Source organism: Streptomyces sp. NPDC058812 (assembly GCF_042744565.1).
GTDB classification, from domain to species: domain Bacteria; phylum Actinomycetota; class Actinomycetes; order Streptomycetales; family Streptomycetaceae; genus Streptomyces; species Streptomyces thinghirensis.
Map to the genome: position 1 here is coordinate 84,462 of NZ_JBHYOB010000005.1, position 12,986 is coordinate 97,447.

Sequence of the window (12,986 nt, forward strand, 5' to 3'; positions counted from 1 at the left end):
GATCGGCCCCCGTCGCTGTCAGCTTGTCGGCCGACGACAGAGCGCCTACCCCGGGTCAAGGCACCCACACATGCTTCCGCGGTCGGCGTGGCGCGTGAACGGATTCCGACACCGTTTCAGAGGCCGACGTAGAAGCGGACGGTGGTGCCGTCGTCCGACGTGTGCACCCGCACCAGATCAGCGACGTAATGGACGAGCAGCAGGCCACGGCCGCCGATCTGCCCGCGCTCCGGGGGCCGGCGGCCGGCCAGCGGATCCGTGAGGCGTCCCGTGTCGCGGACCTCGAACACCACTTGCCCGGCATCGGACCAGATCGCCAGCGTCCCGTGACCGCCGCCGTGGACCACGCTGTTGGTGGTGAGCTCCGCCACCGCCAACTCCGCGTCCTGAAGGCGCTGCTCGGCCAGCCCGAGCGACGCGGCCCGGCCGACGGCGAAGTGCCTCGCCTCGGGCAGCTCCCGTGCACCGAAGGCGAGGACGTCGGCGTCCGGCGCGGGACCCAGGGGCTCGTTGTAGCGGGCGACGACCGCGGGCCAGTCGTAGGCCCCGCTGGCCCGCTCACGGCCTCCGGCGATGACCGTCGGATGGGTGACGAAGGCGTCGGCCAGGACGTCCGCGTCCAGCCCGGCCTCGTCGTACGGGCACAGGATCGTCGCGGAACGGCCCGCGAAGGCCGCGTTGATCAGTGCCTCGTGCTGGGCGCACGCCGGGTACTCCGCCGTGCTGCGCCCGGCCCAGACGGGCTCGCCGATGATGCGCACCCGTCCGTGCGTGTGCGCGTCGGCGAACGCCCTGAGCACTCCGGGGATGATCCGCCCCGGGTTGCGTCCGGCCTCCGTCATGTCCAGGAAGGAGACGTCCCGCGCGTCCGCTCCCAGCCCGTCCCTGATCAGCTCCAGGTTGGGGGCGGGCACGGCCACCGCCACGGGTTCGCCCGCGGCCAGTCCCTCCCGCACGAACGTCACCGTCCGGTCGGCGTACTCGCGCTCCGAGCGGTAGAACAGCGCCGGATGCGCGAACGCCTCCTCGTGGGTCACCGTGCTCATCGCGGCGCCACCTCGATACGGTGCAGGGACGGCCAGAACAGCTCGAGCACCCGGGGCAGTTGCGGCGGAGGCTGCTCCACCACGACCCGCCCGCCGGGCAGGTTCATGGCAGTGACGGCGAGTGCCGCGACCCCGGCCACATCGACGAACCGCACGCCGGACAGTTCCAGGTAGGACACGTCCGTGTGCTGCCTGGACAGTTCCGTGAGGGCCTTCTCCCAGGACGGGCGGGTGGTCACGCTGATCTCTCCGCTGGCCCGGAGGCCGGGACGGCCGGGCAGCGGGCGGACCTCCAGCACGGCCCCGCTGCGCACCCGGGGCGGTCCGCCCGTGGGGCCTGTGGCATCCACACTCGATCTCCTTCGGAAATTCGCCGGGTGTCCGTCCACACCCAGAGCACCCTCGTCCCGGCCAGGCAGCCTATCGCGATGAGCTGCCGTACGCCGGTGTGGGACAGAACGTGCGAGGGAGACGCGAAGCGGGGAACAAGACAGTGAGCGTCCTCGGAAGGGAAGAACCATGTTTGAAGCAGACAACATTCGTGACTGGCGTGGACATGACGTCGTCGACGGTGACGGCCGTAAGATCGGGGCTCTCGAGTCCATCTACTTCGACACCGCCACCGACCGGCCCGCGTTCGCCGCGGTCATCATCGGTCTGCCGACCCGCCGGCGTCTGGTGTTCGTCCCGGTGGACAAGGCCACCGTCGGACCGGGCTACCTGAAGGTGGGCTACGACAAGAGCCTGGTCAAGGACGCGCCCGGCATCGACCCGGACGGTGAACTCGCGGCCGAGGACGAGGGCGCCGTCTTCGCCCACTACCAGCTGCCCTACGAGCAGGGCAGCCGCGGCGAGCGCCGGCTCGGCCGACGCTGAACCGTCCGACGAGCCTCTTCGAGGGGAGACGATCTTGAGCCTGTTCCTCCTGCTGTTGCTGGTGGCGCTCGTCCTCGGCGTGATCGGGCTGGCCGCCGAGGGGCTGTTCTACCTCTTCGTCGTCGGCGCCGTGGTCCTGGTCGCCGACCTGGTCATCGCCGGGGTACTCATCGGACGCCGAGGACGACCCGCACGCTGAGCGGCACACCGGGCGGGCACGCGCCGGGGGCCGACCGCGCCGTCCCCGGCACGATCGGCCCACCCGGGCGGACCAGGGACGGGCCCTGGCTAGGCCAGTTCCGCGCCGCGGTCCGCGGCCTCCGTCTCGGACGTCGCGCCGCCCGTCGCCAGGGTGCCTCCGGAGCTCTCCAGATGGGCCCGCACGAACCACTGGAACTGCTCCAGGTCCCGGAGCTGACCGATCAGGAGATCCTCCGTGGCGGGATCGATGTCGCCCGCCTCCTTCACCGCCCCGCGCACACCCTCGATCACGCCGGTGTACACGACATCGAGCGCGCCGAGATGGGCGATGGCGTCGGCCCGGCCGATGGAGTAGTCGTCCCAGGGCCGCTCGGCCACCAGGGCCCCGGGCGTGCCCTGCGCCACCCCGCCGAGTGCGGCGATGCGCTCCGCGACGTCGTCGGCCATCTCGCGCACCTGGTCGACCTGCGGGTCGATCATCTCGTGCACGGCGATGAAGTGCGGTCCCACGACGTTCCAGTGCACGTGCTTGAGGGTCAGATGCAGGTCGTTGAGGGCGTGCAGGCGCATCCGCAGCACGCCGATCAGCCGGCCGGCGGCCTCGCGCTCGATGCCGGGGACCGTGTACTTCGGGGTCAGGTCGTGCGTCATGGCGGACACCAGCTCCTCATGCGTTCGGTACGTCGTTGCACGTGCACGACTGCCCCGCATCGGCGACGGCAGACATGCACGGGCGGTGTGCCTTGAGGAGGACGGGTCTCCCCCGGGCGGGGGAGTCAACCCTCGGGACGTCCTTCCGGCGCCGCGTCGCGGACCGTACCCGGGAGCGACGCCGGCGCGGCGGCCCGCCGACAGGATGAAGTGCATGACCACGACACCACGGCATCCCGCCCCCGCCCGCTGGGCGGTCCTCGCCGCTCACGCCGTCGCGCTCCTCACCCTGCCGACCGGACTCTGGCGCCTCCTGCTGGCGGCGGGGCAGCCGGCCGGGTACACCGAGGCGGGCTACGAGGCGATGGGCGTCGACGGATGGGGCGTGGTGTACGTGGTCGGACTGAGCGTGGTGAGCGAGGCGCTGGCCCTGCTCACGCTCGGCCTGGTCCGGCCCTGGGGCGAGGTGGTCCCGCGCTGGGTCCCGCTGCTCGGCGGGCGGCCGGTCCCGGTGCCGGCGGCGGTCCTCCCGGCAGGCCTGGGCGCCGTCGTGCTGACCGCCCTGTGGACCCCGTTCGCCTGGTGGTGGGCCACCCCCCACCCCGACCTGACGCCGCTCGGCGACATGCTCCTCGGCTTCGCCTACCTGCCCCTGGTGGCATGGGGCCCGCTGCTCGGCGCCGTCACCGTCTCCTATTACCGCCGACGCCGTCCCGCGGTGGCCGGTTCCGAGCGTGCGCCGATCGCGGGGTTCGAGGGCGCCGGCCCGTGACGGATGACCCGGATTCCCCCGACAGCGTGCCCCTGTGGCGCGACCAGCGCTTCGTGCCGCTCCTGGGCGCACGCGTCATTTCGGTACTGGGCAACGGCTTCGCCCGGGTGGCGCTGGCGTTCGCGGCACTCGCTCTGCCGGGGGCCGGCGCGGGCCGGCTGTCACTGGTGCTGGCGTGCCAGGCGTTGCCGCAGCTCCTGTTCATTCCGATCGGCGGCGTCATCGCGGACCGGATGTCCAGGTCGCGGCTGATGGTCACGGCCGACGTGCTGGGGTGCGGGGCGTACCCGGGCCTGGCCGCCATGGTGCTCACCGGCCACGCGCCGCTCGTGGCGATGTGTGTACTGGCGGTGGTGGCGGGGACGGCGACGACCCTGTTCGCCCCGGCCATGGACGGCCTCGTGCCGCTGCTCGTGCCGGCCGGCCGGCGGCAACGGGCCAACGGTCTGCTGCGGATGAGCAGCAACAGCGCCCTGCTGCTCGGACTGGCCCTGTCCGGCGTCACGGTGGCCCTCGTGGGCGCCGGCTGGGCGCTCGCCCTCAACGCCACGTCCTTCGCCGTCAGCGCCGCATTGACGCTCCGGCTGCGGGTGCCGGCGCGGGTCCGGAAGAGGGCGTCGGGGTGGGCCGACCTGGGCCGGCAGGAGTTCGCCGGACGGCGGTGGCTGTGGGTCGTGGTCGCGCAGTACGCGGTCGTCGTCGCCGCGCCCAACGCCAACGCCGGTGTCCTCGGCCCGCTGATGGCCGACCAGCACCTGGGCGGGGCGCGGACGTGGTCGGTGATCGTGGGCGCGCAGGGGCGTCGGCACCATCGCGGGCGCCGGGCTCGCCGCCCGCGTCCGGGTGCGCCGGCCCGTGCCGGTGTTGCTGTGCACGTTTCCCGGTGCCGTGCCGATCACCCTGCTCAGTGTGCGGGCCCCGGTACGGCTGATCGCCGCGGCCATGTTCGGCGCCGGCGTCGCGAGCGACGTCTTCGGTGTCCTGCGCGCCACGACGATCCAACGGCAGGTACCCGAACAGGCGCTCTCCCGGGTCAGCTCCTACGATTGGTTCGGCTCCCTCGCCTTCGCCCCGCTCGGCCTGCTCGTCGCCTGGCCCGTGGCGGCGGCCGTGGGCACCGCCCGCGCGCTGGCCGGCTGCGCGGCTCCGATCGTCCTGGCCACCGCGGCGGCCCTGCTCTCCCCGCGGGTACGCATGCTGCGCGCCGACGACGTCAGGACGGCGGAGCGGGCAGGGGCATCGCGCTGAGCGCACGCGCCGCGTGGACGAGATTGGACGCCATGGCCCGGCCGGTCGAGGTCGACCAGTCGTGGCCGCGGTCGTCGTCGAGGTAGTCGGGTCCGGGCCCGGGACCCAGGTGCCAGTAGGTCCAGGCCTGACCCGGAATGGTGTAGCCGATGTCCGAGAGCCCGCCGCTGATCTCACTGATGACGTGGTGGGCGCCGTCCTCGTTCCCGGTGACCAGGACCCCGGCGACGCGGTTGTAGGCGACGGGGCGCTCCTCGTCGTCGGTCTCGGCCAGCATGGCGTCCATGCGTTCGAGGACCCGCTGGGCCACCGAGGACGGGCGGCCGAGCCAGGTCGGCGAGGCGATGATCAGGATCTGCGACGCCAGCAGTTTCTCGTGCACGCCCGGCCAGTCGTCACCGTCGCCCATGTCGGTCTCGACCCCCGGTTTCAGGTTCAGGTCCACGGCCCGTACGACATCCACCTCCGCCCCGTGGCCTTTGAGGGCCGCGATGACCGTGGCGGCGAGCGCCTCGGTGTTCGACGGCTGGGGGGAGGGCTTGAGAGTGCAGTTGATGACGAGTGCGCGCATGCCTACCCCTCTTCCCCGGGCGGCGGCTTTCGATCGTCCGGGCGCGGGACCGTTCACCCGCCCGGACGTGCGGCGGCCGGGGGGCGGGCGGACGGCGGCCCTGCGGTGTCCGCTCAGGGCAGGGCGATGCCGTCCAGTCTGCCCTGCTTGGCGTCGTCGACCAGCGACGAGAACTGGTCGGCGCTCATCTGTACGCGCTGGCCGAAGTCGTCGGTCAGGACGATCCGTTGCTCCGCCGGGGCGTGGGGGTCGACGAACAGCTGGGGGCAGCCGCAGTCGCAGTCTCCGCAGAACGTCGCTACGGGCTCCAGGCCGTGAGGATCGGTCATACCGGTGCACCTTCCGTGGGATACGGGCGACCGCGCCGGTGTCCGCACCGGCGGTCGTGGGGGAACTGACTGGGGGATACCCGGCGCGGCGGCCGTGGACGCGTGCCTCCGCCGGGCGCGGAGGCACGGCGGACGGCCCTCGTGCGCCGGCGCTCCCGCGTCCGCTTCCGCTGCTCCGGTTCGGCGGGGACGGCCGGGAACCGGACGAGCCTTTCGTCCGACCGAATGTGTGTGAAGTGCGGTGTGGATGTGGTGTGGATCACGCGCGTCGTGTTGAGCGGGGGGCCGGGCCGGAATCCGTACCCACCGGTGATCACGGGAGCCCGGATGCGAGGATGAGGCCGCCATGACTGCAGGATGGTGTTCCCGCACGGTACGGGCCGCGGTGTTCGCGGCCGTCTGCGTGCTGCTTGCCGCCCTGGGCCACATCCTGATGTCCGGGACCGCGGTGCCCTGGTGGGCCATGGCGGCGGGCGCGTCGGCGACGGGCGGCGCCGCCTGGTGGCTCGCCGACCGGGAACGCGGACCGCTCGCCGTCGTCTGTGTCGCCGTGGCCGCCCAGACCGTACTGCACACGTCCTTCTCGCTCGCCCAGGCGACGAAGCGGCCGCGGTCCCCGGGCGGCGAGTCCCTCGTGCGCCGTTGGCTGGACATCCTGCTGTGCCGGATGCCGTCCGGCCCGGGCGGGGAGCACGGCCCCATGCCGACGCCGATGAACGCCGCGGACCACGGCCCCCACGCCGGCCACTCCATGGACGCCATGGACGCCATGGACCCCGCGGGCCACGCCATGGGCGGCATGTCCTCGACCGGCATGCTCACCGCCCACCTGGTGGCCGCGCTGCTGTGCGGCCTCTGGCTCGCCCACGGCGAACGCGCCGCCTTCCGCATCCTGCGGTGCCTCGCCACCCGGCTCGTCGCGCCCCTGCGCCTGCTGCTCCGGCTGCCCGCGCCCCCGCACCGCCCGCGCGTCCGGGCCCGCCGAGCGGCCTCGGACCGGGCACCGCGCCGTCTTCTCCTCGCCCATGCGATCACTTCTCGGGGCCCGCCCGCCGGGGTCGCTGTCGTCTGACGGCAGCAGGTTCCCCGAGGCCGCCGGCGAATCCGCCGAGCCGTCGAGCCGCCGGCGTCGTACCTCGGGCACACCGGCCGTGCGCTCCCGCGCCCGGCCGCCCACCCCTTAGCCGGTCCCGCCGTGCCGTCGGCCCGTCCCGCACGGGCCGGCCCCGCCCGGAGACCGGAACCCTGATCCCGAGAAGGACAGACACAGGTGATCACTCCTGCCCTGCCCCCACCACGCCGGCAGTCGGGTACGTCCGCGAAGGAGGCGTCCATCACGGCCTGGGCACTCGCCGCGCGCACCGGCGACCCCGTCGCCGTCGACCGCTTCGTACGCGCCCTGCACCGGGACGTCCGCCACTACGTGACCTTCCTCGGTGCCGATCCGCAGAGCGCCGAGGACCTGACCCAGGACACCTTCCTGCGGGCCCTCGGCAGCCTCCACCGCTTCGAAGGCCGCTCCTCGGCCCGCACCTGGCTGCTCGCCATCGCCCGCCGCGCGGTGGTCGACAGCATCCGTTACGACTCCTCCCGGCCCCGCCTGGCGGCCACGGACGACTGGGAGTCGGCCGCGGAGCACACCCAGCCGCGCGGTCTGCCCGGCTTCGACGACGGCATCGCCCTCGCCGAACTGCTGGCCGCGCTGCCCGACGACCGCCGCGAGGCGTTCGTCCTCACCCAGATGCTGGGGCTGCCCTACGCGGAGGCGGCCGACGTCAGCGAGTGCCCGATAGGGACGGTGCGTTCACGGGTCGCCCGCGCCCGTACCTCCCTGATCGAGTGGCTGAACGAGGCCGAGCGCCCCGTGCCGGTGGCCGCCGCCGCGTGACGGCCGGCCCTGACGGCGGTGGGCCGGATCACCGAGTGGCCCGAGCCCACCTCCGGACGGCGGTGGGCCGGATCACCTGGTGACCCGGGCCTGCGGCTGACGAGGACCGGCCCTGCGACGGCCTGCCGCTGACGCCGCCCGCGTGTCCTCGGGCCGGTCCCGGCCCGGGGACTTCGCGGAAGGCTTCGGCTACCGTCGGCCGCATGGCTGACGAGTGCTTCCGGCATCCACGGCTGGCCGCGGTGTACGACGCCCTCGACCCCGATCGCGGCGACCTCGACGCGTACGTGCGCATGGCCGAGGAGTTCGGCGCGCGGCGGGTGCTGGACATCGGCTGTGGAACAGGCGTGTTCGCCCTGCTGCTGGCCGGCCGCGGCGTGGAGGTCGTCGGCGTCGACCCCGCCCGGGCCTCCCTCGAGGTGGCTCGGGGCAAGGCGGGCGGCGACCGGGTGCGCTGGATCGAGGGCGACGCCACCTCACTGCCCGCGCTGCGGGTGGACCTGGCGACCATGACGGCGAACGCCCCCCAGGAGATCACGGACACGCGGATGTGGCACCGGACGCTGAAGGGCGCCTACGAAGCCCTGCGCCCCGGCGGACATCTCGTGTTCGAGACGCGGGACCCGGACCGGCGCGCCTGGGAGGAGTGGAACCGGCATCGGACCCACCGGGTCACGGAGATCCCCGGCGTGGGCGCGGTCGAGAGCTGGTGCCGGTTGGTGGAGGTGAGGTGGCCGCTGGTCTCCTTCCGCTGGACCTACGTCTTCGGCTCGGACGGCGAAGTGCTGACCTCCGACTCGACGTTGCGCTTCCGCGGGCGGCAGGAGGTCGAGGCGGACCTGGACGCTCAGGGCTACGTGGTGGAGGAGGTGCGCGACGCACCCGACCGTGAGGGCGGGGAGTTCGTCTTCGTCGCACGACGCCCTGCGGACGACCGGCCGTTCACCGGTCGCCCGATTCCACGGCAGGCCGGGTGAACCAGGAGCGAGCGGCCCGCCGGAAAGCGGCAACCGACTTCGTCCCCTCACTGCCGGGCCGCACCCGCGACCCGGCGCCCCCGGGCGTCCATCCTTGGCCCCATGGCCCGCCTCCAGCACACCGTGACGCTCGCCCCCCTGCCCCGCCGCTGGCTCGAGTCGTGCGTCACCACGCTCCACGACCTCGCGGAAGGCCTCGACGTCGAGGGAGCGTGCCTGCGCCTGCCCGACGGGCGACCGCTGCCCGGCCTGGTCCTGTCCGAGGGGCGTCACCTGCGGCCGGGCGCCCGCTACCGGCCGGTGAACGAGGAGGACGGGCAACCGGACGCCGGCCAGGCGGTCACCGTCCTCGCCTGGGACCGTCACCGCGAGACGGCACTGGAAGCCGTCACCCTCGACGACGACCCGGCACATCGAGCCCAGTTGACCTGCGTACTCCGGCTCGTGAGCGCCGCACGGCCACGAGAGGCGTGGTTCTCGGCGACGCTGCGGACCAGCGGGGACAAACGGGCGAAGTACCTCGGCGGCACCGTACGACTGCACCTCGATCTCGGCGGATGGTGGCCGTCGGCGGCGGGCCGAGGTCGCCGCCCCCTGGCCGCGCCCCTGAGCGGCACCCTCACACACGCACTCGCCCGCGCCACCGTGACGGTCGTACCGCGCCCGGCCCCCGATGGACGCTGGCGGGTGACGGTGAAGGCGCGGGTCAAAGGCCGTTCCTTCGCCCGGCCCCTGCTCCCTGTCGCGATGGCCGTCATGGGGCGGCGCGCACACAGGGCATTCGCCGAGGCGCTGGACGACGCGGCGCGGGAGTGGAACGGGCGGCTGCCCGCGCTGGTCCGCAAGGAAGGAGAGGAACTGCGTGCGGAGTTGACCGGGGCACTGCTCGCCCCTTGAGGCATCAGCACGCCCCGTGCTTCCCGCCGGGTGACAGCCCGTTAGGGTCCCGGAATGGACTCCACAACCGTGCGCGGCGCCACGATCCACTACGACGACCTCGGCCCCTCGACAGGGCTCCCGATCCTCCTGATCCACGGGCACCCCTTCAACCGCACCCTGTGGGCGCCCCAGGTGACGGCACTGACGGAAGCCGGCTACCGGGTCGTCACCCCCGACCTGCGCGGCTACGGCCGCAGCAGCGTGAGTGCCGGCAAGGTTCTGCTCGCCGACTTCGCCGACGACCTCGCCGCGCTCCTGGACCACTTGGGCATCGAGCGCGCGGTGGTCGGCGGCGTCTCCATGGGCGGCCAGATCGCCATGGAGTTGCAGTTGCGTCACCCGGGGCGGGTACGGGCCCTCGTCCTGTCCGACACCTCCGCGCCCGCCGAGACCGCCGAGGGCAGGCGGTTCCGCAACCGGCTGGCCGACAGGCTCCTCGCGGAGGGCATGGACGGTTACGCGCACGAGGTCATCGACAAGATGCTCGCCGCCTACAACGTCACCGCGATGCCGGACGTGGCCGCCCGCGTTCTGGAGATGATGTGCGCCACCGACCCGCGGGGCGCCGCGGCGGCACTGCGCGGACGTGCCGAACGCCCCGACTACCGGGACGTCCTGGCCGCCGTCGAGGCGCCGGTCCTGATCGTCGTGGGCGCGGACGACGTCTACACCCCCGTGGCGGAGGCCGAGTCCATCCGGCGCCTCGTCCCGCACTCCACCCTGGCCGTCATCGACGAGGCCGGTCACCTGCCGGGTGCCGAGCAACCCGAGCGCTTCAACGCCGTGCTGCTGGAATTCCTGGCCGCGCGGATGTGATGGGTGCGAGCCCCGCCCGGGGTGTCAAGGTTTCCTTGACAAGATCCATGCTGTCAAGGAAACCTTGACAGCATGCACACTTCGACGCGCTCTTCCCCAGCCGTGCCCACGGTCGCCACCGGCATGCCCGCCGTGGTGACCGCCCTGATCGCACTGGCGATCCCACTCGTCGACGACCTCGGCACCCCGGCCCTCCTCGTCCTGGTGGCCGCGAACCTCCTGGCCCTCCTCGTGGCGAAGGGCGCGCGGCGGTGAGCGGGACCGAACTGCTCACCGAGGCGGAGATCCTGCGCATCAGGGAGGGCATCGCGGCCGCCGTTCTCGATGCCCCGGACGGACTGGTCGAGTCACTGGAGGACGATCCCGAGGGCTATCTCCGCCTGGTGGCCGCCAGCCGCGTCGGTGCCGAGGAGGCGAGCAGGCTGCTCCGCGAAGCGGTCCAGGGTGCGCGAGCCGCGGGGCAGAGCTGGGACACCGTGGGCGGTGTCCTCGGCGTGAGCCGGCAGGCCGCGCAGCAGAGGTTCGCCGACCGGGGGCGCCCCGGTCCGGACGCGTCCGGCGCGGTGGAACGGCGGGTGCTGACCCCGCTGACCGCGTTCGACGAGATGCAGGCGCTCGCCGAAGCCGGCGCGGACGGCTGGCACGTGGTCGACTTCGGCCCGTTCTTCCATGTCGTCGAGAAGTCCGACCGCCCCTGGGAGCACCGAAGGGTTCCCTTCGCGGTCGGCCCCCGGCACCGTCGGATGGAGGAACAGGGGTGGACACAGGTCGGCTCCGGGGTGTTCCCGTGGCGCTACTACAAGCGCCCTGTCCAGCGCGCGCAGGGCGCACCTGGTGCATGAGTGAGCCCTGTACGCGCCCCCGCGGCGGTACGGACAATGCGCAGTGGCCGTGATCACGCGGCGGGAGGCGCGGGTCGTCCACCGTCGCCTTCCCGGGAAAGCAGGTCGATCGCCATGCTGTTGCGTCTGCCCACGTCCGTGTCCGAAGCGCAGGAGTGCATGGCCGAGGGAGCGGTGCCCATCGGCGGTGCCACCCTCGTGTGGGCCACCTGGCAGCGGGACGGCTTCCCGGAACTGGCCATGTCGCTGCGGAACCTGCCCGAGGCGACCGCGGTCGCACCCGAGGCGCTGGGGGCGGCCGTGGTGCTGCACCGCATGGACGAGCGCGTCCCCGAGGTGCTGCGAAGGGCGGCCGGCACGGTGGGCACCGGAGCGGTACGCCGGACGGCCACGGTCGGTGGCAACCTCGTCGGCAGCAGCCTGCGCTGCCTGCTGCCCGCGGCCCTCGTCCTGGACGCCCGCGCCACGGTGCTGGGGCCGGACCGGGCCTACGAGACCGACCTCGCCGAGGTCATGGCGAAGCGTCACCTGCTGCTGAGCCTCGGGTGGCGCACCCCGACAGCCAGCGGCTACCGCAAGCAGCCCGCCGAAGCCGGCGGGCCGCCGCCCCTGGTCGTCGCCACCGCCGTGCACGCCGACGGCGAGGGGCGGCACCACCTGCGGATCGCCGTCCGCGACGGCTACGAGGTCGTGAGCGAGAGCGCACCGTGCGACGCGGGCGCCGACGAGGTACTCGGTGCTCTGGAACGTACGGACGTCGGCGCCCTGCCTCCCGGGGCCCGGGACGTGGTGCGTGAGCAGGTCGCCGACATCCTGGGCTCTCTCACCGATCGCTGAGCCACGGACGGCCGGCGGCCCAGCCCGGCGGTCCGCGTCAGCCGTTGGCCAGCGCCTTGACGCGATCGAGCGTCCCGTTGAACTTGTCGTGGTCCCCGACGGTCGGCCCGGAGGAGGTGTACTGCCACATCGTGTGGACGTCCCAGCCGGCCGGGAGGGGACCCACGGTCGAGGCGTACCGGGCGATCCACAGCGGATTGGCGGAGCCGAAGCCGCTGTAGTCCCCGGTGCACTGCTTCCACCAGTTGGTGGAGGTGTAGATGACGGCCTGGCGGCCGGTGCGCTCCTCGTACCGGTCGAGGAAGTCCCGGATCCAGCCGACCATCTGACTCGACGTCCTGCCGTAGCAGGTGTCCCCGTACGGGTTGTACTCGATGTCGAGCACGCCCGGCAGTGTCCTGCCGTCCTTCGACCAGCCGCCTCCGTGATCGACGAAGTAGTCGGCCTGGGCGGCGCCCCCGGCGCCGTCCGGGATGGCGAAGTGGTAGGCACCGCGGATCATGCCGACGTCGTACGAACCGTCGTACTGCTGGGAGTAGTAGGGATTGCGGTACGACGTTCCCTCGGTGGCCTTCGTGTAGGCCCACTTCACCCCGCTGTTCCAGAGGGTCGCCCAGGCGACGTTGCCCTGATGGCTGGAGACGTCCACGCCCTCCGTCTGGGCGGCGCGGGTGTCGGTGGGCCGCCCCTGGACGCCCTCGTGGGCGAGAACGCCACTGCCCATGTAGGCGGTACCGCGGACGGGCGTCCGCGCGTCGTCGGCCGACGCGGGGGCCGCGGACAGGGTGAGCAGGAGTGACTGGGAGGCGAGGAGGACGCCCGACGTGAGCAGGCGGCGTGAGTGGCTGGACGCCACGGCTATGGGTCTGCGCATGGCACCCATCCGATCCGCTGTCACGCCCGACCGCATCCCACGGGCGCCCAGACGGTGTTGGGCGGTCGGCTCCCGGGGGCCGGGGCCTCGCCGTCCTGCGCATTTGAACGTGTTCAAAT

General features: G+C 73.1%; 18 protein-coding genes and 1 pseudogene. 13 read left to right on the top strand and 6 right to left on the bottom strand.

Annotated elements, in window-relative coordinates; all coding sequences use genetic code 11:
* Positions 1 to 116 precede the first annotated feature (116 nt).
* Together ACFW48_RS12200 and ACFW48_RS12205 are read right to left on the bottom strand one after the other, a co-directional pair.
* Entirely contained in the window at positions 117 to 1,046 is a 930-nt protein-coding gene (locus ACFW48_RS12200; RefSeq protein WP_386313261.1) for an anti-sigma factor RsbA family regulatory protein, read from the bottom strand.
* Positions 1,043 to 1,396, bottom strand: a complete 354-nt coding sequence (locus ACFW48_RS12205) for an STAS domain-containing protein (protein ID WP_386313263.1) — start codon at positions 1,394 to 1,396, stop codon at positions 1,043 to 1,045. The genes ACFW48_RS12200 and ACFW48_RS12205 overlap by 4 nt, the downstream gene beginning before the upstream one ends.
* Positions 1,397 to 1,565: 169 nt before the next feature.
* Here ACFW48_RS12205 and ACFW48_RS12210 point away from each other — a divergent pair, with 169 nt between their 5' ends.
* Positions 1,566 to 1,922: a PRC-barrel domain-containing protein gene (locus ACFW48_RS12210; RefSeq protein WP_386313266.1), complete on the top strand. Its 357-nt coding sequence runs from the start codon at positions 1,566 to 1,568 to the stop codon at positions 1,920 to 1,922.
* Positions 1,923 to 1,956: 34 nt separating this feature from the next.
* Positions 1,957 to 2,121, top strand: coding sequence for a hypothetical protein (locus tag ACFW48_RS12215; RefSeq protein WP_386313269.1), 165 nt, complete (start codon positions 1,957 to 1,959; stop codon positions 2,119 to 2,121).
* 89 nt (positions 2,122 to 2,210) lie between these two features.
* Here the strand turns inward: ACFW48_RS12215 and ACFW48_RS12220 are convergent, their stop codons facing one another.
* Positions 2,211 to 2,774: a Dps family protein gene (locus ACFW48_RS12220; protein WP_386313270.1), complete on the bottom strand. Its 564-nt coding sequence runs from the start codon at positions 2,772 to 2,774 to the stop codon at positions 2,211 to 2,213.
* Between the two features lie 205 nt (positions 2,775 to 2,979).
* On the opposite strand from ACFW48_RS12220, the gene ACFW48_RS12225 reads away from it, so the two are divergent.
* The 3 genes and pseudogenes from ACFW48_RS12225 (at position 2,980) to ACFW48_RS12235 (ending at position 4,794) form a co-directional block, all read left to right on the top strand.
* A complete protein-coding gene (locus ACFW48_RS12225) occupies positions 2,980 to 3,546 on the top strand; it encodes a hypothetical protein (protein ID WP_386313273.1) in 567 nt (188 codons plus the stop codon).
* Positions 3,435 to 4,286, top strand: a pseudogene (locus ACFW48_RS12230) (MFS transporter); the annotation flags it as partial. The gene ACFW48_RS12225 and the pseudogene ACFW48_RS12230, both read left to right, overlap by 112 nt.
* 115 nt (positions 4,287 to 4,401) lie before the next feature.
* Complete coding sequence (locus ACFW48_RS12235; RefSeq protein WP_386314013.1) at positions 4,402 to 4,794, top strand: hypothetical protein; 393 nt, start codon at positions 4,402 to 4,404, stop codon at positions 4,792 to 4,794.
* Here the strand turns inward: ACFW48_RS12235 and ACFW48_RS12240 are convergent.
* Both ACFW48_RS12240 and ACFW48_RS12245 read right to left on the bottom strand, forming a co-directional pair.
* On the bottom strand, positions 4,760 to 5,365 hold the full coding sequence (locus ACFW48_RS12240; RefSeq protein ID WP_210958340.1) for a flavodoxin family protein: 606 nt from the start codon (positions 5,363 to 5,365) through the stop codon (positions 4,760 to 4,762). The two genes, ACFW48_RS12235 and ACFW48_RS12240, sit on opposite strands and share 35 nt — an antisense overlap.
* 113 nt (positions 5,366 to 5,478) lie before the next feature.
* Positions 5,479 to 5,694: a hypothetical protein gene (locus tag ACFW48_RS12245; RefSeq protein WP_386313275.1), complete on the bottom strand. Its 216-nt coding sequence runs from the start codon at positions 5,692 to 5,694 to the stop codon at positions 5,479 to 5,481.
* 346 nt (positions 5,695 to 6,040) lie between these two features.
* On the opposite strand from ACFW48_RS12245, the gene ACFW48_RS12250 reads away from it, so the two are divergent.
* The 8 genes from ACFW48_RS12250 to ACFW48_RS12285 all read left to right on the top strand — a co-directional run bounded on the left by ACFW48_RS12250 (position 6,041) and on the right by ACFW48_RS12285 (position 11,993).
* Positions 6,041 to 6,766 carry a hypothetical protein gene (locus tag ACFW48_RS12250; protein ID WP_386313277.1) on the top strand — a complete coding sequence of 242 codons (726 nt, stop codon included), beginning with the start codon at positions 6,041 to 6,043 and terminating at the stop codon, positions 6,764 to 6,766.
* A 198-nt stretch (positions 6,767 to 6,964) separates the two neighbouring features.
* A complete protein-coding gene (locus tag ACFW48_RS12255; protein ID WP_386313279.1) occupies positions 6,965 to 7,582 on the top strand; it encodes a sigma-70 family RNA polymerase sigma factor in 618 nt (205 codons plus the stop codon).
* 203 nt (positions 7,583 to 7,785) lie between these two features.
* A complete protein-coding gene (locus ACFW48_RS12260) occupies positions 7,786 to 8,559 on the top strand; it encodes a class I SAM-dependent methyltransferase (protein WP_386313282.1) in 774 nt (257 codons plus the stop codon).
* 102 nt (positions 8,560 to 8,661) lie between these two features.
* A complete protein-coding gene (locus ACFW48_RS12265) occupies positions 8,662 to 9,456 on the top strand; it encodes a hypothetical protein (protein WP_386313284.1) in 795 nt (264 codons plus the stop codon).
* A 54-nt stretch (positions 9,457 to 9,510) separates the two neighbouring features.
* A complete protein-coding gene (locus ACFW48_RS12270) occupies positions 9,511 to 10,314 on the top strand; it encodes an alpha/beta fold hydrolase (RefSeq protein WP_386313287.1) in 804 nt (267 codons plus the stop codon).
* 72 nt (positions 10,315 to 10,386) lie between these two features.
* A complete protein-coding gene (locus tag ACFW48_RS12275; RefSeq protein WP_386313290.1) occupies positions 10,387 to 10,569 on the top strand; it encodes a hypothetical protein in 183 nt (60 codons plus the stop codon).
* Entirely contained in the window at positions 10,566 to 11,156 is a 591-nt protein-coding gene (locus tag ACFW48_RS12280) for a hypothetical protein (RefSeq protein ID WP_386313292.1), read from the top strand. The genes ACFW48_RS12275 and ACFW48_RS12280 overlap by 4 nt, the downstream gene beginning before the upstream one ends.
* 114 nt (positions 11,157 to 11,270) lie before the next feature.
* Positions 11,271 to 11,993, top strand: coding sequence for an FAD binding domain-containing protein (locus ACFW48_RS12285; RefSeq protein ID WP_386313294.1), 723 nt, complete (start codon positions 11,271 to 11,273; stop codon positions 11,991 to 11,993).
* A 37-nt stretch (positions 11,994 to 12,030) separates the two neighbouring features.
* On the opposite strand, the gene ACFW48_RS12290 is transcribed toward ACFW48_RS12285, so the two are convergent.
* The gene (locus ACFW48_RS12290; protein WP_386313297.1) at positions 12,031 to 12,867 is read right to left on the bottom strand and encodes a lysozyme; all 837 of its coding nucleotides are present in this window, start codon (positions 12,865 to 12,867) and stop codon (positions 12,031 to 12,033) included.
* Positions 12,868 to 12,986: the final 119 nt, after the last annotated feature.